This is a genomic window from Pseudomonas sp. BB438 (assembly GCF_057180225.1).
Window position 1 is genome coordinate 1,283,830 of record NZ_CM170001.1, and the last position, 22,931, is coordinate 1,306,760.

Annotated in this window: 11 protein-coding genes; 7 read left to right on the top strand and 4 right to left on the bottom strand. The window is 67.3% G+C overall.

Annotated elements, in window-relative coordinates:
• Window positions 1-30 precede the first annotated feature (30 nt).
• The 7 genes from recC (at window position 31) to AC1ZV1_RS06200 (ending at window position 17,447) form a co-directional block, all read left to right on the top strand.
• Window positions 31-3,498 (top strand): exodeoxyribonuclease V subunit gamma, encoded by a 3,468-nt coding sequence (recC, locus tag AC1ZV1_RS06170; protein ID WP_484295952.1) that lies wholly within the window; start codon window positions 31-33, stop codon window positions 3,496-3,498.
• Window positions 3,495-7,184 (top strand): exodeoxyribonuclease V subunit beta, encoded by a 3,690-nt coding sequence (gene recB, locus AC1ZV1_RS06175; protein WP_484295953.1) that lies wholly within the window; start codon window positions 3,495-3,497, stop codon window positions 7,182-7,184. Before recC ends, recB begins: the two co-directional genes overlap by 4 nt.
• The gene (gene recD, locus AC1ZV1_RS06180; protein WP_484295954.1) at window positions 7,181-9,205 is read left to right on the top strand and encodes an exodeoxyribonuclease V subunit alpha; all 2,025 of its coding nucleotides are present in this window, start codon (window positions 7,181-7,183) and stop codon (window positions 9,203-9,205) included. The genes recB and recD overlap by 4 nt, the downstream gene beginning before the upstream one ends.
• 97 nt (window positions 9,206-9,302) lie before the next feature.
• Window positions 9,303-12,149, top strand: a complete 2,847-nt coding sequence (locus AC1ZV1_RS06185) for an ATP-binding protein (RefSeq protein WP_484295955.1) — start codon at window positions 9,303-9,305, stop codon at window positions 12,147-12,149.
• Window positions 12,128-13,324: a response regulator cyclic di-GMP phosphodiesterase PvrR gene (gene pvrR, locus AC1ZV1_RS06190; protein WP_484295956.1), complete on the top strand. Its 1,197-nt coding sequence runs from the start codon at window positions 12,128-12,130 to the stop codon at window positions 13,322-13,324. Before AC1ZV1_RS06185 ends, pvrR begins: the two co-directional genes overlap by 22 nt.
• Window positions 13,325-13,469: 145 nt before the next feature.
• Complete coding sequence (locus tag AC1ZV1_RS06195; protein WP_484295957.1) at window positions 13,470-16,706, top strand: hybrid sensor histidine kinase/response regulator; 3,237 nt, start codon at window positions 13,470-13,472, stop codon at window positions 16,704-16,706.
• Between the two features lie 90 nt (window positions 16,707-16,796).
• The gene (locus AC1ZV1_RS06200) at window positions 16,797-17,447 is read left to right on the top strand and encodes a response regulator (RefSeq protein ID WP_484295958.1); all 651 of its coding nucleotides are present in this window, start codon (window positions 16,797-16,799) and stop codon (window positions 17,445-17,447) included.
• 59 nt (window positions 17,448-17,506) lie between these two features.
• On the opposite strand, the gene AC1ZV1_RS06205 is transcribed toward AC1ZV1_RS06200, so the two are convergent.
• From AC1ZV1_RS06205 to AC1ZV1_RS06220, 4 genes are read right to left on the bottom strand one after another with little or no spacing between them, the layout of a single operon-like run.
• The gene (locus AC1ZV1_RS06205; RefSeq protein ID WP_484295959.1) at window positions 17,507-18,226 is read right to left on the bottom strand and encodes a fimbrial biogenesis chaperone; all 720 of its coding nucleotides are present in this window, start codon (window positions 18,224-18,226) and stop codon (window positions 17,507-17,509) included.
• Window positions 18,216-19,583, bottom strand: a complete 1,368-nt coding sequence (locus AC1ZV1_RS06210; protein ID WP_484295960.1) for a fimbrial protein — start codon at window positions 19,581-19,583, stop codon at window positions 18,216-18,218. Before AC1ZV1_RS06210 ends, AC1ZV1_RS06205 begins: the two co-directional genes overlap by 11 nt.
• Window positions 19,580-22,171, bottom strand: a complete 2,592-nt coding sequence (locus AC1ZV1_RS06215; RefSeq protein WP_484295961.1) for a fimbria/pilus outer membrane usher protein — start codon at window positions 22,169-22,171, stop codon at window positions 19,580-19,582. Before AC1ZV1_RS06215 ends, AC1ZV1_RS06210 begins: the two co-directional genes overlap by 4 nt.
• A complete protein-coding gene (locus tag AC1ZV1_RS06220; protein WP_484295962.1) occupies window positions 22,155-22,907 on the bottom strand; it encodes a fimbrial biogenesis chaperone in 753 nt (250 codons plus the stop codon). Before AC1ZV1_RS06220 ends, AC1ZV1_RS06215 begins: the two co-directional genes overlap by 17 nt.
• Between the last annotated feature and the right edge of the window lie 24 nt (window positions 22,908-22,931).

The following is a 22,931-nucleotide window of genomic DNA, read 5'->3' on the forward strand; positions in this document are numbered from 1 at the left end:
AACGGCTGCTCGCCTGATCCAGGAGACACGATGACCGAGCAGCGACTGACCCCCGGCCTGATGGTGATCCACGGCAACCACCCGGAAGCGCTGCGCGACCTGCTGGTGCAATGGATGAGCCTGCACCCGCTGGCGCCGCTGGAAAACGAAGTCATCCTGGTGCAGAGCAACGGCATCGCCCAATGGCTCAAGCTGGCGCTCGGGCGTGATGTGGAGGAGGGCGGTTGCGGCATCACCGCGGCCGTCGATGTGCAACTGCCCGCGCAGTTCCTCTGGCGCGCCTACCGTGGAGCGCTGGGTCGCGATGAGATCCCCGAAGTCTCGGTGCTCGACAAGGGCCCGCTGACCTGGCGCCTGATGCGCCTGCTGCCGACGCTGCTGGAACGCGACGAGTTCGCCACCCTGCAGCGCTTCCTCGCCGACGACGCCGACCTGCGCAAGCGCCATCAATTGGCCGAGCGCCTGGCCGATCTGTTCGACCAGTACCAGGTCTACCGCGCCGACTGGCTGGAAGACTGGAGCCGCAGCGTCGACCAGCTGCGCCTGGCCAACGGCAGCGTGCGCGAGCTGGACGCCGACAACCGCTGGCAGGCTGCACTGTGGCGCGCGCTGCTCGACGACGTCGGCCCCGAGGGACTGGCCACCAGCCGTGCTGGTGTGCACGGGCGATTCATCGAGAAGCTCAAGGCCGCCGTGCAACCGCTGCCGAACCTGCCGCGCCGCGTGGTGGTGTTCGGCATCTCCGCGATGCCTGCGCAGACGGTGGAAGCCCTTGCCGTGCTGGCACGCCATGCCCAGGTGCTGCTCTGCGTGCACAACCCCTGCCGTCACCACTGGGCCGACATCGTCGCGGACAAGGACCTGCTGCGTCACGAGTACCGCCGCCAGCGCCGCCGCGCCGGCACGCCGGAGCTGCTCAGCGACGACCAGCAGCACCAGTACGCCCAGCCGCTGCTGGCTGCCTGGGGCAAGCAGGGCCGCGACTACATCAACCTGCTCGACCAGTACGACGACCCGGAAAGCTACCGTGCGCGCCTGGGCGCGGTAAGCAATGGGCGCATCGACCTGTTCAGCGAGGTCGAGCCAGGTAGCCTGCTCGGCCAGCTGCAGGACGACATCCTCGAACTTCGGCCGCTCACCGAAACGCGCGAACACTGGCCGGCAGTCGACCCGCAGACTGACGATTCGGTGCGCTTCCACGTCGCCCACAGCGCCCAGCGCGAAGTGGAAATCCTGCATGACCAACTGCTCGCGCGCTTCGACGCCGACCCCACGCTACGCCCGCGCGACGTGATCGTCATGGTGCCGGATATCAACCCCTACGCGCCGCACATCGAAGCCGTGTTCGGCCAGCTGTCGCGCGACGACAAGCGTTTCATCCCCTACACCCTGGCCGACCAGGGCCAGCGCGGCCGCGAGCCGCTGCTGGTAGCACTGGAGCATTTGCTGCGCCTCCCCGATAGCCGTTTTGCGGTGAGCGAGATCCTAGACCTGCTGGACGTTGCCGCCGTGCGTGCGCGCTTCGGCCTCGCCGACGCCGACCTGCCGCTGCTGCGCCGCTGGATCGACGGCGCCGGTGTGCGCTGGGGACTCGACGGCCAGCAACGCGAACGTCTTGGCCTGCCTGCCGCCGCCGAAGCCAACAGCTGGCGCTTCGGCCTGCGGCGTATGCTGCTGGGTTTCGCAGTGGGTGAAGGCGACGCCTTTCAGGGCATCCAGCCGTACGCTGAAATCGGCGGGCTGGACGCCGCCGCCATCGGTCCGCTGGCCGGGCTGCTCGGTGCGCTGGAGAAGGCCTGTGAGCTGCTCGCCGAAGAGGCCGATGCCACGACCTGGGTGCAGCGCCTGCGCACCCTGCTGGACGACTTCTTCCGGGTCACCGATGACCACGACGAGCTGCTTCGCCAGCACCTCCTGGACCTGCTCGAAGGCTGGCTGGAAACCTGTGGCCACGCCGGCTTCACCGACCCGCTGCCGCTCTCGGTGGTACGCGAGGCCTGGCTCAGTGGCCTGGACGCCGGCGGCCTGAACCAGCGCTTCCTCGCCGGCGCGGTGAGTTTCTGCACCCTGATGCCGATGCGTGCGATTCCCTTCCAGCTGGTCTGCCTGCTGGGCATGAACGATGGCGACTACCCGCGTCCGCAATCGCCACTGGATTTCGACCTGATGCGCAACGACTACCGTCCCGGCGACCGTTCGCGCCGCGAGGACGACCGTTACCTCTTGCTCGAAGCGCTGCTCTCGGCGCGCCGCCAGCTCTACGTCAGCTGGGTCGGCCGGAGCATCCGCGACAACAGCGAGCGCCCGCCGTCGGTGCTGGTCGGCCAGTTGCGCGACCACCTCGCCGCCGGGTGGCACACGGCTGACGGTGGCGACCTGCTTCACGGGCTGACCCTGGAACATCCGCTGCAACCCTTCAGTCGCGCCTACTTCGACGCACCCTCGGAGCGCGGCATCGACGGCCTCTACACCTACGCCCGCGAGTGGCGCGACGTGCACCGCGAGCACGACGCCCAGACGGACGACGCGCCGCTGCCGCCGCCGGTGCTCGACGCACCTATCGGGTTGCGAGTGCTTTCGGACTTCCTCGCCAACCCGGTCGGCGCCTTTTTCCTGCAGCGCCTCAAGGTGCGCTTCGGCGAGGAACTGCTCACCGGCCAGGACGAAGAGCCCTTCGAGCTGAATGGCCTGGATGTCTGGCAATTGCAGTTCGAGCTGTGCGAGCGCCTGCGTCCCTGGGTCGAGGCGCAGTGGCAGGGTGATCTGCTGGCCACTCAATTGAACGAACAGGTGCAGCGCCTGCGCCGCGAAGGCCGGCTGCCCCTGGCGGCCTTCGGCGAGTTCTCCGCCCAGGCCCTGGTGGCGCCGCTGCACGATCTGCTGGCGCGCTACCGCGAGCAGCTGGAGCACTGGTCGCAGGTAGAAGACGAACAACGCGAGCTCAACCACCAGCACGCCGGCATCGAGCTGGCCGACTGGCTCGGTGGCCTGCGTCGCAACGCCGACGGCCAGCTCGCCAGCCTGCAACTGGTCAGCGGCAAGCTGCATGAAGGCAAGGGCTACAAATGGCATGGACTGGTGCGGCCGTGGGTGCGCCACCTCGCGCTGCAGGTGTGCGGCGAGCCGGTGACCAGCGTGCTGGTCGGCCTGACCGGCACCCTGGAGTTCCCGCCGCTGCCGGCGCAGGAAGCGCGCGCCGAGCTGGACGCGCTGATGGACGCCTGGTTCCAGGGCATGCGCCGTCCGCTGCCGGTGGCCTGCAAGGCGGCTTTCGCCTGGCTGGCGGCTGGAGACGATGAGGAACGTGCTGCACGCGAAGCCGCCAAGCGCTACGACGGCGGCTTCAACCTGAGCGGCGAGGCGGCGTCTTCGGCTGCGCTGGCACGGGTCTACCCGGACTTCGCCGCCCTCAACGCCAGCGAGGAATTCGGCGCCTGGGCACAGGCTCTGTACGGGCCGCTGTTCGCGATACTGCAGCACAAGGAGGACGTCGCATGAGCGCCGCCACCTTGACGTCGCACGAACTGAATCCCCTCGACTTCCCGCTGCACGGCAGCCGGCTGATCGAGGCCAGCGCCGGTACCGGCAAGACCTTCACCATCGCCTTGCTCTACGTGCGCCTGGTGCTCGACCACGGCGGCGAGCAGGCTGCCTTTGGCCGGCCGCTGAGCCCACCGGAAATCCTCGTGGTGACCTTCACCGAAGCCGCGACGCAGGAGCTGCGCGAGCGTATCCGGGCGCGCCTGGGCGAAGCAGCACGCTGCTTCGCCGAGCCCGAACAGAAACACGACGGCCTGCTGGTGACGCTGCGCGACAGCTATGCCGTCGAGCGCTGGCCCGGTTGCGCGCGGCTGCTGCGCCTGGCCGCCGAATGGATGGACGAAGCCGCCGTCTCGACCATCCACAGCTGGTGCTACCGCATGCTGCGCGAGCACGCCTTCGACAGCGGCAGCCTGTTCACCCAGGACCTCGCCGCCGACCAGAGCGAGCTGCTCGCCGAAGCCGTGCGCGACTACTGGCGGCGCAACTTCTATCCGCTTGGCGTGGCGGCGGCCAACGCCGTGCGCCATTGCTACGCCGGCCCCGAGGCGCTGGCGCGCGCCCTGCAACCGCTGCTGGCGGCGCACGAAGCCGGATTCCGCTATGCCGACCAGTTGCTGACCGCACCGGCTTCGCTGGCCGATCTGCTGGAGGACACCGGCCAGTTCTACGATGAACTCGCGGCCGCCGAGACTCGCGCCCGTGAAGCCTGGGCGGCGGATCGCGAGGGCGTCGCCGAACTGCTGCGCAACCTGCGCGGCGACCTCAACGGCAACAGCTATCGCGGCAAGGATGACGATGCCGTGTTCGCCGGCTGGATCGAGGCACTGGATGCCTGGAGCGACGGTGCCGACGCGCCGGACAACCTGGCGAAGTTCGGCCAGACGCGGATCAAGCTGAAAGCCAAGGCTGTGGTGCCGGAGCACCCTGCGCTGCGGGCCATCGACGCCTGGGTCGAACGTTCCGAGCAGCGCCCGGAGATCGCCCCGCACCTGCTGCTGCATGCCCTGGGCGAAGTGCGGCACAACCTCGAAGTGGAAAAGCAGAAGCGCGCCGAACTGGGCTTCGACGACCTGCTGGTGCGCCTCGATCGCGCCCTGGCCGGCAGCGGCGGCGAGCGCCTGGCCGAACGTATCCGCGAGCAGTTCCCGGTGGCGCTGATCGACGAATTCCAGGACACCGACCCGCTGCAGTACCGCATCTTCGAGCGCGTCTATCGCATCTCGGATAATCCGCGCCATCTGGGATTGTTCATGATCGGCGACCCCAAGCAGGCGATCTACGCCTTCCGCGGCGCCGACATCCACACCTACCTGCGCGCCCGTGCCGCCACCGCCGGGCGCCACTACACGCTGGGTACCAACTTCCGCTCCACCCTGGCCATGGTGAGCGCGGCCAATCGCTGCTTCCTGTTCGCCGAAGAGCATCCGCGCGGCGCCTTCCGCTTTGCCGTGGACGGGCAGGAGAACCCGGTGCCCTTCCTCGACGTGGGCGCCCGTGGCCGGGATGAGGCGCTGTTGCTGGAAGGCAACGAGGCGCCGGCCATGACCTTCTGGCAACTGGATAACGACGGCCAGGTCTGCGGTTCCACGCTGTACCGCCAGGAGATGGCCGCGCGCAGCGCCAGTGCCATCCAGCGCTGGCTGAGTTCCGCCCAGAGCGGCTTCCGCCAGGCCGATGGCCAGTGGCGGGCGTTGCGCCCGGCGGACATCGCGATCCTCGTGCGCGGTCGCAGCGAAGCCGAGGCCGTGCGCTCGGAACTGGCCAGGCGCCGACTCGCCAGCGTCTACCTGTCCGACCGCGACTCGGTGTTCGACAGTCCCGAGGCTATCGACCTGCTGCACTGGCTGCGCGCCTGCGCCGACCCTGGCGACGATGGCGTCCTGCGTATCGCCCTGGCGACTCGCAGCCTGGCGCTGGACTGGCCGACCCTGGAGCGGCTGAACCAGGACGAGCGATTCTGGGAAGACATGGTGCTGCGCTTCCGCGATTACCGCGTGCTCTGGCAGCAGCAGGGCGTGCTGCCGATGCTGCGCCGGTTGCTGGCCGACTTCGCTCTGCCGGCGCGCCTGCTGCGCGAGACCGATGGCGAGCGCAGCCTGACCAACCTCCTGCACCTCGCCGAATGGCTGCAACGCGAAGCCGTGGAGCTGGATGGCGAACATGCGCTGCTGCGCGTGCTCGCCGAACAGCTGGAGAGCCCGTCCAGCGAGGAAATCCTCCGCCTGGAGAGCGACGCCGACCTGATCAAGGTGGTGACCATCCACAAGTCCAAGGGCCTGGAATACCCGCTGGTGCTGCTGCCCTTCATCTGCACCTGGCGCGAGCTGGACGGCAAGAGCGGTACGCCGCCGAGCTTCCAGTCCGGCGAGGCGCGGGTCGTCGAGCTGTCACGCGACAAGGAGCTGGCCAAGGCGGCATTCCAGCTGGCCAACGACGAGCGCCTGAGCGAGGACATGCGCCTCCTCTACGTGGCCCTGACCCGTGCGCGGCACGCCGTGTGGCTGGGCATGGCGCCGCTGGTGATGAGCAACAGCAGGAACCCCGAACTGCACAAGGGCGCGATGGGCTACCTGCTCGGTGGCGGCCATGTGCTGAGTGTCGAGGACGTGAATGCCCGCCTCGGCGAGTTGCAGGCAGGCCACGCGGAAATCGCCGTGGAGCCGGCGCCGGACGTCGGCACGGAGGTGTTCGTCGGGGTGCAGGCCGGCGAGCTGGGCGCGGCCCGCGAGCCACGTCGCCGTGTGGCGGAGAAATGGTGGATCGCCAGCTATTCCGCGCTGGCAACGCTGGCGACCGAGGACGACAGCGACATCGCTCCTGCACCGGCTGCCGACGAACCCATCAGCGCCGGCGAGGACCTGCTGCGCGAGAGCAGCCTGGAAGAGCACCGCGAGCTGGAAGCCGTGCCCGCACCCTTCAGCCTCCATGCTTTCCCGCGTGGCGCGAATCCCGGCAGCTTCCTCCATGGCCTGCTCGAGTGGGCGGCCGACGAAGGCTTCAACGCCGACGAAGCATCGCTACGCGACCAGGTTGCCCGGCGCTGCGCCGTGCGTGGGTGGGACGAATGGATCGAGCCGCTCAGAGGTTGGCTCGGGCAGTACCTGCGCACGGCTTTCCGCGTCCCCGGTGCGACGCCGGTCAGCCTGACCGGGTTGGCCAGCTACCAGAAGGAAATGGAGTTCTGGTTCTCCACCCGCCACGTCGATACCCAGCGTCTCGATGCCGCCGTGATTCGCCACACCCTGGGCGGCGTGGCGCGCCCGACGCTGCAGGCGAACCTGCTGAACGGCATGCTCAAGGGCTTCATCGACCTGGTGTTCGAACACGAGGGCCGCTACTACGTGGCCGACTACAAATCCAACTGGCTGGGCGCCGACGACGAGGCCTACACCGACGCGGCACTGCGCGAGGCACTGCTGGAGCACCGTTACGACCTGCAGTACGCGCTCTACCTGTTCGCCCTGCACCGGCTTTTGCAGGCGCGCCTGCCCGACTACGACTACGACCGCCACATCGGAGGCGCGATGTACCTGTTCCTGCGCGGCAGTTCCTCGACGACCCAGGGCATGTACCTGGAGCGCCCGCCCAAGGCGCTGATGGACGAGCTGGACCGCCTGTTCCGCGGGGAGGTACCGGCATGACGAGCGCCGCGCAAATGCTCGAACTGATCGGCCGCTGGGCCGAGCGCGGCTGGCTGCGCGAGCTGGATCGCGCTTTCGCGACCTTCCTGGTCGAGCGCGCGGCGGACGCCAATCCGCTGCTGATCCTCGCCGCCGCCCTGGCCAGCCACCAGCTCGGGCGCGGGCATGTCTGCCTCGACCTGGAAGCAACGCTGGCCGATAGCCGCTTCGCCCTGTCGCTGCCGCCCGAAGGGGATTCCGCGAAGGACGCACCGGAACTGCCCGGCGTCCTGCTGGACGGCTTCGATCTCGATGCCTGGCGCGCTGCGCTCAACGACCCGCGACTGGTCGGCGACGGTCCCGGCGATACCCCGCTGGTGCTGTCCGGCCGCCGGCTCTACTTGCGTCGCTACTGGCAGTACGAGCGCGACGTGCGCGCCGGCATCGACCAGCGCCTGCAACAGGGCGACGCATTGCGCGCCGCGTTGCCTGCTGCCCAACTGCGCCAGGCGCTGGATGCGCTGTTCCCGAAAAAGCCCGGCGCGCCGGCCGACTGGCAGAAGCTCGCTTGCGCCCTGGTGGCCGGCAACGCCTTCGGCATCGTCACCGGCGGCCCCGGCACCGGCAAGACCACCACCGTGGTCAAGCTGCTCGCCCTGCTGCAGAGCCTGGCCCTGGAGCAGGGTGGCCGGCCGCTGCGCATCCGCCTCGCCGCGCCGACCGGCAAGGCTGCCGCGCGACTGAACGAATCCATCGCGGGCGCGGTGCAGCGCCTGCACCTCGACGGCCTGCCCAATGGCGAGGCCGTGCGCGATGAAATCCCCACCGACGTCACCACCCTGCACCGCCTGCTCGGCAGCCGTCCGGACAGTCGCCAATTCCGCCACCACGCGGGCAACCCGCTGGCGCTGGAGCTGCTGGTGGTGGATGAAGCCTCGATGGTCGACCTGGAGATGATGGCCTCGCTGCTCGCCGCGCTGCCGCCGCGCGCACGGCTGATCCTGCTGGGCGACAAGGACCAGCTGGCCTCGGTGGAAGCCGGCGCGGTGCTCGGTGAACTGTGCAGCCGCGCCCGCGAAGGCCACTACCGCCCGGCCACTCGCGACTGGCTGGAAGCCGTGACGGGCGAGCCGATCGACAACGCGCTGCTGGACATCACGGGCAGCGATCTCGACCAGGCGGTGGCCATGCTCCGTCACAGCCACCGCTTCAGCGCCGACAGCGGCATCGGCCAGTTGGCGGAGGCGGTCAACGCCGGGGATATCCCGGCCTTGCGCCAGGTGTGGAAGGCGCAGCACGAAGACCTCGCCCGTATCGCCGTGGATGCCCAGGAAACCCGCAGCCTGCGTGATCTGGTGATCGATGGCGGGCGTGGTGGCGACCTGTTCGGGCCGGTCGGCTACGCCCACTACCTGCGCGTCGTCAGCGGCTCGCGTCCGGCGGGCAACGCTGACCAGGCGGCCCTGGACGCCTGGGCGCGCCAGGTGCTGGAAGCCCATGGCCAGTTCCAGCTGCTCTGCGCATTGCGCCGCGGCCCCTGGGGCGTGGAAGGACTGAACATCCTGATCGGTGACCTGCTGCAGCGCGAAGGATTGATTACCTCGGCGAGCGGCTGGTTCGCCGGTCGCCCGGTGCTGGTCACCCGCAACGACTACGGCCTGGGCCTGATGAACGGCGACATCGGCATCACCCTGGCACTGCCGCAGGCGGCCGATGACGGCTCGGTCCGCTGGGTCGCCCGCGTGGCCTTCCCGGCGGGCGATGGCACCGACGCCATCCGCTGGATCCTGCCCAGCCGCCTGCAGGCGGTGGAAACGGTGTTCGCCATGACCGTGCACAAATCCCAGGGCTCGGAGTTCACCCACGCCGCCCTGCTGCTGCCCGACAGTCTCAATCCCATCCTCACCCGCGAGCTGGTCTACACCGGCATCACCCGTGCGCGCAAATGGTTCACCCTGGCCAGTGCCGGGCGCGGCTGGCAGGTGCTGGAAGCGGCGACGGAGCGACGGGTGCAGAGGGCGAGCGGATTACTGGACGGCTGATGCCGGAAAGCGGTATCGCTGAGCGACCGCTCGCATTTCCATGCTTTTTAGATTTGTCTGATGTCCGCCTGGTCTGCTTTTCGCCAGGCTGGCGGGCATGAAACTCAAGCAGTTCCTTCGTCGTCAGGATTCGTCCTTTTCCACCCCGAAGGCCGCCCGAAAACTCCTTCGTCTGCTGGCCTGGGTGGTGATCGCCTGCCTGTTCTTCACCCTGAGCCTGTTCCTCGCCGCCAGCTTCAACAACGAAGTGTCGCAACTGCGTCGGCAGATGAATGCTGCCATGTACGAGGCCCAGGACTACCTCGGCCAGCGCGAGGCGCTACTGGAGCACGTCAGCCGAGGCGTCACCTGGAAGGCGCGCGAACCGCTGGTGCAGTGGCGCCAGCTGAGCGTGCCGGTGCCGCCACACGAACAGGTGTTCGTCACGCTCGGCGAGCCGGGTTCCAGCTGGAGCCTGGCACTGTCCGGGCGCGATCTGTCGGAGATGGAAGCCAAGCGACTGAACCTGATCTATGTCTCCCCTGATCGGGAGCGTTCGGTCACGCGGCTGTACGGGGCGCCAGCGCTCAATGCTGTCGTGCCGCCGGCAGTGCTCGAAGCGCTGGGGCAGTCCGGCACGCCGAAGGAGGAGCAGCGAGTGCGCTGGCTGGCCGATCCGACCGATCCGCAGGCGCGGCAGTACCTGTTCACTCGCGTGACGGACGAGCAGGACAATGGCTGGCTGGGGCTCGAAATGTTCGGCGCCGACCTCTCGGCAGCATTGGGCGTGCCCGAGGCTGGGCGCTTCCTGCTGCTGGATCGTGATCATCGCGCGATCCTCGGCAGTGCCGTATCACCCCAACTCGGCCTGCAGTTCAGCGATCTCTGGGAAGGCGACAATTTTGCGTTCAGCGGCCCCGGCCTGCTGCCCAGCCATCTGGCGCTGCTCAAACACCTGGGCAGCTCCGACTGGTCGCTGATCTATTACTTCAACCTCTCCGAGCTGCTGATGCCGATGTGGCCGCGGGTATTGGCCGGCCTGGTTTTCCTGCTGGCGTGCTGCCTGATGGTCTGGGGCATGTGCCGGCGCATCAACCGGCGTCTGATCGGCCCGGCACAGCGTCGGCTCGACGCGCTGGTGGAGAACGAGGGCTTCCATCGCGCGATGATCCAGACCGCCCCCGTGGCGCTCTGTGTGCTTCGCCGCAACGATGCCGAAGTGATGCTGGAAAACCGCCTCGCGCAACAATGGCTGGGCGACGGCGACGAGCGCCGCTACTGGAGCCACGGCTGGCTGGAGCGTGGCTTTGACAGTGGCGAGGAGGGGGGCAGCGAGGAGGTGGAAACCCACACCGGCCGTCACCTCTACCTGAGTTACACGCCGACCCGCTACAAGGGCGAGGAAGTCCTCTGCTGCGCGTTCAGCGACATCAGTGCGCGCAAGCAGATCGAGGCGGCGCTGGCCGAGGCCAAGCGTCTGTCGGACACCGCCAACGAGGCCAAGACGCTGTTCCTGGCGACCATGAGTCATGAGATCCGTACGCCGCTCTATGGCGTGCTCGGCACCCTGGAGCTGCTCGGGCGTACCGTGCTCGACCACCAGCAGTCCGGCTACCTGCGCGCCATCCAGCGTTCGTCCTCGACGCTGCTGCAACTGATCAGCGACGTGCTCGATGTGTCGAAGATCGAGGTCGGTCAACTGGGCCTGGAGCCGATCGAGTTCTCGCCGCTGGAGCTGACCCTCGACAGCGTCCAGTCTTATGCCGCCGCCGCGCGCGCCAAGGGCTTGCAGATCTATGCCTGCTGCGACCCGCAGATGCCCGAGCGGATGCTGGGTGACGCGACGCGCATTCGCCAGATCCTGAACAACCTGCTGAGCAATGCGGTGAAGTTCACCGACAGCGGGCGCATTGTCCTGCGTGTTCGTTGCGAGCCTGGTGAAGGCTGGCACGACACAGTGCACTGGCAGGTCGCCGACACCGGTATCGGGATTCCCGAGGACCAGCAGGAGAATCTCTTCGACGCCTTCTACCAGGTGGCCGGCAACGCACGCATGGCCGGTGGTACGGGCCTCGGTCTGTCGATCTGCAAGCGGCTCACCGAACTGATGGGTGGCCAGTTGCGGGTGGTCAGTGACGTGGGTCTGGGCAGCAGTTTTTCCCTCAGCCTGCCCCTGCAATGCGTGGACCGGCAGGCCTCCAACGAACCCCGGCTGTGCAATTCGATGGTCTGGGTGCATGCACCGAACCGCGAACTGGCCGAGAGCCTGTGTGGCTGGATTACCCGTTGGGGCGCGCGGGCTCAGGTGCTGGCCGCTGATCAGGTGGTGGACGAGGACGCCTCCAGCGTGCTGGTGGATCTTCGCGTCAATCCCCACGACCGCAAGCCGTTGCCGGCCTGGCGCGGTTGCCGGGTCCTGATCACCGATCTGGGGGGGGAACAACCGCGCCAGGAAGGCTGTGACTGGCACGTGGGACGCTACAACCTGATAGGACTGCGCCGAGCCCTCGCGGCGGCGCAGGGATGCGCCAGCGGAGAAGCGGCGCGACTCGCCGAAACCCTGCCCGATATCGGGCTCGGCCTGAGGGTCCTGTTGGTCGAGGACAACCCGATCAACCAGTTGATCCTGCGCGATCAGCTGGAAACCCTGGGCTGTACCGTCGACCTCGCGATCGATGGCCGACAGGCGCTCACCCGCTGGCAGCCGGATGCCTTCGACGTGGTGCTCACGGATGTCAACATGCCCCATCTCAATGGCTACGAGCTGGCTCGCGCCCTGCGTCAGCGCGGTTATCGCGGACCCATCATCGGCGCCACCGCCAACGCCATGCACGAGGAGAACGAACGTTGCCTCGCTGCCGGCATGAACCTCTGTCTGCTCAAACCGGTGGACCTGCGCACCTTGCGCCAATGCCTGACCAGCCTGCCTGCGGAGGTGCCGACATGCGACATCAGCGAATCCTGATCGTCGAAGACCAACCGTTCCAGCGCGAGTATCTGCTCAATCTGTTCCGCGAGCAGGGGGTCGTGGAGCTGCGTGCGGCCGAGGACGGCGCTGAGGCGTTGCGCTGGCTGGAGCAGGAGCGTTTCGATCTGGTGGTCAGCGACCTGTTGATGCCGGGGCTCGATGGCGTGCAGCTGATCCAGCGCCTGGCTTTACTGAAGCAGCCGCCGCTGCTGGCGATCATGAGCTCGGCGTCGCGCCAGTTGATGGGCAGCGCCTGTATGGTGGCGCGCGCCCATGGCATCACGGTGCTCGAGCAGATCGCCAAGCCCGCCCGCGCGCCGGTGATCCGGCGCTTGCTGGAAAAACTTCTCGCGCGCCTGGAGCGCGAGGAGCTTCACGTCAGGCCTGCCATACCCGTTCCGACTCGCGAAGAGCTGGAGCAGGGCCTTGCGCAACGGCAGTTCCGCGCCTGGTTTCAGCCCAAGGCCTCGCTGATCGATGGGCGCATCGTCGCGGCGGAGGCGCTGGTGCGCTGGGAGCATCCCCGCCACGGTGTTCTGCAACCAGGCAGCTTCATGGCAGCGTTGACGGCGGCGGGACTGGATGAAGCCTTGCTCTGGACCGTACTGGAACAGGCGTTGCAGGCGCAGGCCGACTGGGACGCCATGGGCTTCCACCTGTCGGTAGCGGTGAACCTGCCGACCCACCTGCTGGACGATCCGGAGCTCCCGGATCGACTTGCAGCCTTCGTCGCCGCCCGAGGTGGCGTGCCGGCGCACATCGTTTTCGAGCTGCTCGAATGCAGCAGCACCGCGACTCCAGCGAACTATTACGCCGGTACCTGTCGCCTGCGAATGAAGGGGTTCGGCCTGGCCCAGGACGATTTCGGCCAGGGGTACAGCTCGCTGTACAACCTGGTCTCGACGCCTTTCACCGAGCTGAAGATCGACCGCGCACTGGTGCATGGTTGCGTGGACGACGAAGGGCTGGCGGCGGCGCTGGAGAGCATCGTCAAGCTGGGCCGGCAACTGGGGCTGGAAGTGATCGCCGAGGGCGTCGAGCATCCCGACGAACTGGCCCTGCTTCGCCGGCTGCGCTGCGATTGCGCCCAGGGCTTCCTGTTCTCCGAGGCGGTTCCGCCCGAGGTTTTCACCCGCCAGCTGCTGCAGGAACGCCCCGCCATGGCTCATTGATCCACGGCAGGCTCAGCGCAGATGCCACGGCGCCCGTCGGCCACCGCAGGGCTGTCGGGTCGCCTTCTGCCGAACTCACATCTACAGTCTGCTGGTATCCGGCGGGCCTTCCGCCGCCACTTTCCGCGACACCGGATGCTTTTGCATGAAGGAACATGACAACGGCTCGATTCGTAAGCTGGCCAGCACGTCGCTGCGCCTGAATGTCGTGCTGCTGTGCGCCGTTTCCCTCACCCTGATGCTGGTGGGTGCCTGTTACTGGGCGCTCGGGCGCCTGGTGCAGGAAGAGCGCGACAAGGTGCATTTCCATTTCAGCCGGCTGGTGGGCGATATCCACGAGCACGAAGCCTTTCTGAACCGCGTCGCGCAGCAGAGCGACGAGTCCACCCAGCGCCAGGACCTGGACGTGATCCCGCTGCAGCGGCGCATGCTGATCCGCGAAAACGGCATGGAGATCCACGAGGGGCGGGAGTTTTCCTTCGCCATGTCTTTCACCCTCGCGCAACAGGTGCGCCAAGCCACCCCGCAGGAGCGTCCCGGCACCTTCTCGTTCGGCGTGATGCTGGCCAACTTCTACAGCAGCTACTGGAGCGCATCCTCCTACCCGTCGCCGCAGGTGCTGGTGCTCGACCTGCACGGGCCGACCAGCCTCGCCGTGCCTTCCATTGGCAACTTCCGGGATCAGCGTCCGCTGACTCGGCGCAATTACCTGCCGGTTATCGAGAGCGTGCGCCTGGCGCTGGAGGAGCGCTCGCCCAAACGCAGCGACACCCAGGTGCACTGGGCGCAGGCGAAGTCCTACACCGGTGGCGGGGGCCGGGAGCTTCTGGCCTATGTCAGCCTCGACCTGCCCGATGCGTTGTGGTGGGAGTCCGACCTGGACCGCCGTGTGGTCGCGGTGTCGTTGCTGGACCTGGGGCGGATCAACGATCTCGAGCAGATCCTCGACCGCCCGGTGTTCGACGAACTGGAGCTGATCTCGCCCCGCGGACAGGTACTGATCGATTTTTCCGGTGGCGAGAAAGAGTACGACGACGGTCTGAACATCAGCGCCGACGGCCTGGTGTTCAAGATCCGCAGCGAGTTCGACGGTGGTTGGACCGCACTCTATCGCCTGAGCTACGCCAGCTTCTTCCGTTATGCCAAGTGGCAGTTCCTCGGCGCTCTGGCGCTGATCCTCGGCAGCTTGGCCGGCGGCTGGCTCGCCATTCGCTGGTATTCGCGGCGGGTGATCAAGCCGGCGCGCCGGGCTCATCTGGAGATCGTCGAGAGCGACGCCTTCAGCCGCGCGGTGATCCAGACGGCGCCGGTGGCGCTCTGTGTCTTGCGGCACGGCAGCCACCAGGTGGTGATGCAGAACCGGTTGGCCGAGCAATGGCTGGGGGACGCCGAGGCCATCCAGCGCATCAGCCGCGACTGGGACCTGAGCGGAAAGATCGGCGGGAGCAACGGCGAGCTGGTTTTCGACGTGGGCGAGAGGGTACTGCATGCCAGTTTTGCACCGACCCGTTACCGGGGCGAGAACGTGGTGCTCTGTGCATTCAATGACATCAGCGCGCACAAGCAGGCGCAGCGGATGCTGGCCGATGCCAAGCGCACGGCGGATGCTGCCAGCGAAGCGAAATCGGTTTTCCTTGCCACCATGAGCCACGAAATTCGCACGCCGCTGTATGGCGTGCTGGGCACCCTGGAACTGCTCGGACTGACAGAGCTGACCCGTCACCAGCGCGACTATCTCGCCACCATCCAGCGCTCGTCCTCGACGCTGCTGCAACTGATCAGCGACATCCTCGACGTGTCCAAGATCGAAGCCGGGCAGATGGCCCTGGAGGCGGTGGAGTTCAACCCGCTGGAGCTGGCCGAGGACGTGGTCGCCGGATACGCCGGCGTGGCCGAGGGCAAGGATCTGCAGCTCTATGCCTGCATCGAGTCGACCGTGCCCGGCCTGGTGCGTGGCGATGCGGGGCGCATCCGGCAGATTCTCGCCAACCTGCTGAGCAACGCGCTCAAGTTCACCGACATTGGCCGCGTGGTGCTGCGTTTGCGCATCGTCGCCGGCGAGAAAGGCGAGACGGCCCTGCAATGGCAGGTGACGGACACCGGCATCGGCATGTCCGACGTCCAGCAGCAGCGCCTGTTCGAGCCCTTCTACCAGGCCCACGGCCACGAGCACACGGTCAGCGGCACCGGTCTCGGGTTGTCGATCTGCGCACGGCTGAGCCAGTTGATGGGCGGCCAGTTGCGGGTGGTGAGCGAAACCGGGCTGGGCAGCAGCTTCACCTTCACCCTGGCGCTACCGGTGCTGGAGCGCGCCCAGCCGCTGGCAGATGGTGCATCGCTGTTGCCGCAACCGGTCTATGTACGGGCTCCGGTGAGGGAGCTGGGGCAGAGCCTGGGCACCTGGATCGAGTGCTGGGGCGGCTTGCCGCTGGTGCAGGACGAGTTGCCGACGGAGCTGCCGCCCGGTGCGGTGCTGCTGGAACTGCTCGACTCCGTTGGTGACGACTCGCAGTGGCGTGGCCCGCGGGTCCGGGCTCTGGCCGAGGCCACTGCGCAGCCCCAGGCCACCGCGCGAGGCTGGGAGGTGAGCCTGTTCCACTTGGCCGGTATTGCCCAGGCGCTGCGCCTGGCGCAGCAGGGCGAAACCAGCGAGGCGCGGCAGATGCCCCGCGTCGCCCGGCTCGGCAAACTCGGTCTGCGGGTGCTGGTGGCCGAGGACAACCCCATCAACCAGGCGCTGCTCAAGGAGCAGCTTGAGGAGCTCGGCTGCTCCGTCACGCTTACCGGCAATGGTCGGGAAGCACTGCAGCGCTGGGCGCCCGGTGCTTTCGATGCGTTGCTGACCGATGTGAACATGCCGGTCATGAACGGCTACGAACTGGTGGGGGAACTGCGGCGCCACGACAGTTGGCTGCCGATCATCGGCGTCACCGCCAACGCTTTGCGCGAGGAGGGGGAGCGCTGCATGGAGGTGGGCATGAATGCCTGGCTGGTCAAGCCGATGAGCCTGCGTACGCTGCATGACGGGCTGCTCAAGGTGTGCGGTCAACTCGCCACAGAACCGGCGGAAGCCGACACGGCGCCGAACCTGCCGACTGAGGATCGCATCCAGGTCTCGGAGAAAATGCGTGATCTGTTTCTGCGCACCATGCGCCAGGATATGCAGGGTGTGGCGGACGCCCTGCAGAGCAATGACCTGGCGACCGTTCGTCAGCAGGTGCATCGCCTGCGCGGTGCGCTCGCGGTCGTCCAGGCCCACGAGCTCAGCGACGCCTGCGGTGCGGTGGAGGAGGCGCTGATCGCGCAGCCTGCCGGACCGGAGCTGTCTACAGCAGTGACGACACTGATGAGACGAATCGAGGTGGCTCTGGCCAGCCTCTGAGAACCTGGCCGGTAACCGGGGCTACTCTGGAAGAGTGGTCGTGCCCCCGTGGTCGGCCGTCGAATGCAAACGTTGGGACACAAGATACTCATGGAAAAAGTCAGAGTGGCACTAGCGGATGACCATCCCATCGTCCTGATGGGAGTTCGCGAGGTGATCGAGCGGGATGATCGCTTCGAGGTGATCGGTGAGGCGCACAACTCCAGCGAGCTGGTGGCGCTGTACCGCGAGCAGCGCCCGGCCATCGTCATCACCGACTACAACATGCCGGGCGACCAGACCTACGGGGACGGCATCAAGCTGATCGAGTACCTGCTGCGCAACTTCCCCGATACGCGCATCCTGATCCTCACCATGCTGTCCAACCCGCTGATCCTCTCCAGTCTCTACGACCTGGGGGTGTCGGGCGTGATCCTGAAAAATGGTGACCTCGACGAAATCCTGGTGGCGCTCAAGGCGCTCTCCCAGGACCGCATCTACCGTGGGCCAGGCATGCAGTCGGCGAACAGCGTGCTGACGAGCGGCGACGATGTGGAGGGGCGCATCGCCAGCCTGTCGGTGAAGGAGTACGAGGTGCTGCGCCACTTCGTGTCGGGGATGAGCGTGCGCGACATTGCGCTGTTCCTGAACCGCAGCGTGAAGACCGTGAGCGCGCAGAAGATCTCCGCCATGCGCAAGCTGGATGTGGAGACCGATCAGGCGTTGCTGACGTTCTGCGTGAAGGCCAACCTGTTCCAGTAGCGCCTGCACCGCGCGGGACGGGCGCCGTCAGCGTACGCGCTGCAGACCTCCGCGGTGACTCAGCGCAGCGGCGCGGTTTCCTGCTGGCTGTTGCCGCCATCATCGATCCACAGGTAGCGCACCTCGCTCGCGCTGGCCGGCAAGGCCTGGGTGGGGGAGAGCAGGCGTTGCGAAAAGGGCGGCAGGAGTTCGGCCGGCAAGGGCGAGCCAGCCGAGCCCTGGCGAACCTCGGCGCCGGCGAGGGTGATGAAGTAGGCGGTGGGATTTTCCACCTGCACCTGAGTGCCGGTCCTGCGGAAGACCAACCGGCCCGCGGCCTGTTCTGCGTCCTTGGTCAGGGCACGCGGGCGATAGATGACCTTCATCTGCGTGCGCAGGGTGACGGTCAGGCGCGACTGTCCTTCGGCCAGCGGGTCACCGGACTGGGGAGGAATCTCGTAGATATTGAGCCAGTACAGCGATTCGCGGTCCTTGGGTAGCGCCTCGCCGGTATGGAGCAGGCGCAGGCTGCGCAGTTGTCCGGGGTTCAGGCGGAATACCGGCGGCAGCGGCATGAGAGGGGCCTGGGCAGTCTGCGGCGCGCCATCCAGATCGCCATTGTCGATCCAGGCCTGCACGATGACGGGGTAGTCGTTCTGGTTCACCAGGGCCAGCGAGGCCTCGCGCTGGCCTTCGTCGAAAATTACGCGGGTACGTTCGGCGGTGACACCGGCCCATGCGTCCATGCCTGCCAGCAGCACCAGCCCCAGCAGAGCCGCGCGTAACCGCTTACTGCACACGAATCACCACCTGCGCGGTGGCTTCCACGCGGCCAGGGGTGACGGTGGGCATGCTGCCGACGCTGAGTTTTTCCAGGCGCGCGCGGAACGTCTCGCTGTACTGGGAGATGCCGCTGACCTCGCCGGTCTTGTTCGAGGCGTTGCCGATCACCGGGTACCAGCCGCGCGCTTCGGCGTTGCTGCCGTTGGCGGAATCCTCGTTGGCCAGCAGGTTCATCGCGCTGCCGTTGCGCAGCAGGCGGATGCCCACGCCCTGGGCCATACCCGTCTCGCCGTAGCGGTCGGAGACCAGGTAGGACAAACCGCCGCTGGCGTTGACCAGCCCCAGCCCCGACGAGGCCGCCAGCGCTCCGGCGGAGACCTTGATACCCAGCGCGGTGCCGCTGGTGCCGGATTGGCTGGTGCTGGGGGTGGTGCTGCTGAGCACGCCGGTCTGACATTTGAAGTCGACCTGGAAGGGCATCTCGCGGCTGGCTCCGGCGTTGATCTCACCGATGGAGATCGACGGGAATACCACGTGCGGCGTGACGTTGGTGACGGCGCAGGTCGGGTAGCGCTTGAGCGTGACGTCGCCGTACAGGCCGATGGAGGCGGGCCAGTTACCGTACCAGCCGGAGTAGTTGGCGTAGTGGGTTTCACCGACTCTGGGGTAGGACAGACCCGGGCCCTTGATGGCGATGTAGCCCGCGGGCTGGGTACGGCCGTACAGCTGCGATTTCGTATTCGGCGAATAGCCCTGGGTGGACTCCAGCGGTGCACTGAAGAGTTCGGCGCGCACTGCACTGAGGTTCTTCGCCTTGACCAGCTGGAAGCCACGCGAGTCGGAGTCCAGCCCGCTGAGCTGGCGCTCGCGCCAGACGTCGGTGAAGTACTGGCCGGTTTCCACGTGGGTCAGGCGCAGCAGCACGTTGGGCCAGGCGGTACGGTACGCAGCCTGCAGGCCGATGGAATTGCCCACGGTGTCGCCACCGTTGTAGTAGCCGCTATAGAGGTCGTCGGCGTTGGTGGAGAACATTTCGTAGACTGCGTCCCCCGCTGTGCAGCGGAAGAACACCCTTTCTGGGTCATAGCCGGCAGAGACCCCGTACTGTGTGAAGGGGGCGACCGAGCTGGCGAGCAGGGTGCCGTAGGGCTGGAAGCTGGAGTCGCTGACATTGATCACCGACGGCAGGCCGAGGGAGCCGTTGCTGTCGTCGAGGGAGCCGGACCAGGAACCCGCGCTTCCTTCACCGGGGCGGATCGCCGTATTGGAAGTGGTGGTGGCGCTGCCGACGCTGGTGACCTTGTAGCAGGTGGCCCAGGCGCTCGGAGCGAGCAGCAGGGCGAGCAGCGGCAGGCTGCGCAGGACTGGGTTCATGAGGCCTCCGGAAGGCAGGTTGCCTGCAGGCGCACCAGGACCTGATCGAGGTCGGTGCCCTTGAGGTCGTAGGGAAGCTGGCAGGCGTCTTCCTTGCGCTCGCCCCACTGCACGCGCAGACGCCCTTTCTCTCCTTCGGCGCGGGCATAGACCTGCCCGCCCTGGCCGACCATGCCGATGTTCACGCCATTGCCGTCGAGTACGTCAGCGCCCAGCGGCAGCGGTTCCCCATCGGGGAGTTTCGCCTGGATCAGCAAGGGGTGGCCGGTGAGGGTCTTGAACTCGACCTTCACGGCGGCGCCAGCGTAGGGGGCGATCTTGCGTTCGGTTTCCACCAGCTCGGCGTTCTCGTCGATGCCTTGCGGGTCGAGGCTGATGGGGTTGTAGCGATAGGGCGAGAGCGACGGCACCACGGCGTAGCCGTTGCTGTCCACCCGCGCGCCCTGGCCGCCGCGCACGCCGGCGCCGCTGGCGCCCTTGGCCTCCACCAGGGCGAAGGTATCGCCGACGTAGGGGCCGAGGGTCAGGCCGCCGCTGTGCAGCACTGCTGCACCGCGCATGCCGCCGTTGACCTGGCGGTACGATGAGCTTTCGGCGTAGCCGGCGTTGAACGTGGCGACCGAGGTCTGCTTCTGCAGGCTGCCATTGAAGTCGGTGCCCTGGCCTTCGCTGTCGCGGCCGGCCGAGAGTGCGTAGCTCAGGGTGCGCTCTTCGCCCAGGGTGCCGTTGAGGCCGGTCTGGTAGGTGCTGCCGCTGGTGTCGCCGCTACGCCGTGAGGCCATCGCACTGAAGTTGGGGGCGCGGCTGGAGGAGCCCAGCGGCATGGAGAGGCTCAGGGTCAGGGTGTTGTTGCGGCTGCTGCCGTGCTGCAGGTTGTACTGCGGTGGCTGCGAGGGGTCGTAGTCGCTGTCCACATTGCGGTACCAGGTGGTCTGCTGGCGCGAGTAGGAGAGGTTGTAGCTGAGCTGGCGCCAGATGTTGGAGTAGCCGACCTGCAATTGGGTATCGCGGCTCTTGCCGTCGTAGTAGTCGCTGGTGGAGCCGGACAGATAAAGATTGCCGTACTGCCCCAGGCCCTGGTTGACCAGCAGGGTGAACTGGTTGCGCTGTTTGTAGCTGCTCGAGTCCCAGCTATCGCCGTGGTCGCTGGCGTCGCGCGCCGAAAGCGCATCGCCGAGGTCGCGGTAGCCCTCGGTGGAGTAACGGTAGCCGGCCAGGGTCAGGGTGGTCTGGGTGGGCTGGAAGGTCCGGCTGTAGTTCAGGCCGACGCGCCAACCCTGCTTGCGCTGGTTGTTCTCCACGGTGGCACTGGAGAAGGTGGTGTTCATGCCGAAGGCGCCGTAGGGCGTCGCCAGCACGCCGCCGCCGAGCACCGCCAGGTAGTCCTCGGCGACACGGGTGCCGAGGTTGGCGGTGAGGGCATTGGTCAGGCCGCGCTGATAGGTCAGGTCGCCGAACAGGTCGTTGCCGTCGCCGTACTGGCGCGCCTGGCCGACCGTGGCGCTATAGCGCGACAGGCCCGGACGCATGGATTCGGGCACGGCGGAGAACGGCACGGAGAAGCGCGAGACGCTGCCGTCGGCCTCGATCACCTGCACGTCCAGGTCGCCGTCGTAGGCGGTGCCGTAGAGGTCGTCGATGACGAACGGGCCGGGTGCCACGGTGCTCTCGTGGATCTTCTTGCCGTTCTGGCTGATCACTACCCGTGCGTTGGTGTTCGCGGTGCCACGTACTTGAGGGGCGTACTGGCGCTGTGAATCGGGCAGCATGCGGTCGTCGGTGGCCAGGCGCACACCGCGGTAGCCCATGCTGCCGAACAGGTTGCCTTCGGTGAAGCTGTCGCCCAGCGTCAGCTCGCTGCGCAGGCCGGGGACGGCGCGCTGGGCGTAGGTGCGAATGCTGTTCCAGTCGCTGCGGGTGTTCCCCGCATAGCTGGAATAGGTGTAGTTGGACTGGTGGCGCAGGCGCCACAGACCGAGGTTCACGCCGCCGCTCAGGCCCAGGTAGCCGTAGTCCGAATCGCCGCTGCTGCCGGAGCCCTCGAAGGAGGAACGGTAGAGGTTGGCGTCGTAGTTGACGAAGCCCATGGTGCTGCCGGCGTCCCATTCGTCCGGGCTGACATAGCCGCGCGGCTTGATGTCGAGCAGTGCCTGGGGCACCGAGAGGTCCAGGCGCAGGCGCGCGGTGTCGAGGTTCCAGGTCGAATCCGGCAGGCGCTCGGTGAGCCAGTGGCAGATACCCTGGTCGTCCTTGCCGGCCAGCGGGTCCGGGCGCGCACCGAGGCTCTGGCGCAGGAAGCGCTCGCTGAAGCAGGGCTCGGCGCGCTCGCCGTGCTGGCGCATTTCCACTTCCGCGCGGGCAGCGTACTGCCCGTTCAGGTAGAGGTCGACGTGGTAGGTGCCCGGGTCCACCTGGTCCGCGCGGTTGAACCGCTCCAGATTGCCGCCGGCCAAGCCTGAGCCCATCAGCAGACTGTCATCGAAGCGGTAGTCCGCATCGCCCAGGGCGATGCCCGCGACCGCCATGGCGAGGACGCCCAGCGCGAACGGCAGCAGCGGTCCGTGGGCACGATCAACGCGGCAGATCATGGCGAAGTTCCACTCTTGCGCCGTAGTCATTGATCAGCAGGGCGGACAGTCGCGCGGGGCCGGCGGGCAGGGCGGAGGCCTTTTCGGCTTTCCAGTTGGCCTGGCCCATGGGGGCGATCATGCTCGGCTGCAGCGTCCACTGGCGCTCGCCGACGCTGAGCGTCGCGCCGCCGAAAGAGGCGTGGTAACCGGTGGGGTTCTCCACCTTCACGCTCCAGCTGCCGCCGTTCTGCTCCAGGGAAAAGCGCAGCTTCTCTGCCAGTTGTTCCGGATTGCCGGCGATGCCGGACGGGCGATAGAACAGCTTCAGACGGTTGCGCAGCATCAGCAGCATCTGGTTCTGGTCGGCCTTGGCGGCGTTACGGGGCGGGATCTGCAGCACATTGAGGTGGAACAGCGATTCGCGGTCCTGGGGCAGCCCGGAACCGGTGAAGAGAATGCGCAGGGTCTGGCCGCTGCCGGGTGCCATGCGCGATACCGACGGGTTCACCACGAAGGGCGCCTTGGCGGTATCCGGGGTGGAGGCGGGATCGTTGACGTCGATCCAGGCCTGGATGACGTTGGGGAAACCGTCCTTGTTGGTCAGCTGCACGGTCTTCTCCCGGGCGTCGCCGGGGTAGATGACGCGGGTGCCGGTGATCACCACGCTGGCCTGGGCGAAGGGGGCGCTGACGGCTGCCAGCAGGGCGAGCGCAAGCGTGGCCGCGCGAAGCGGTCGCAGTGGGAGGGCGTTCATCCGGTTCACCTGTGAAGCGGGCTG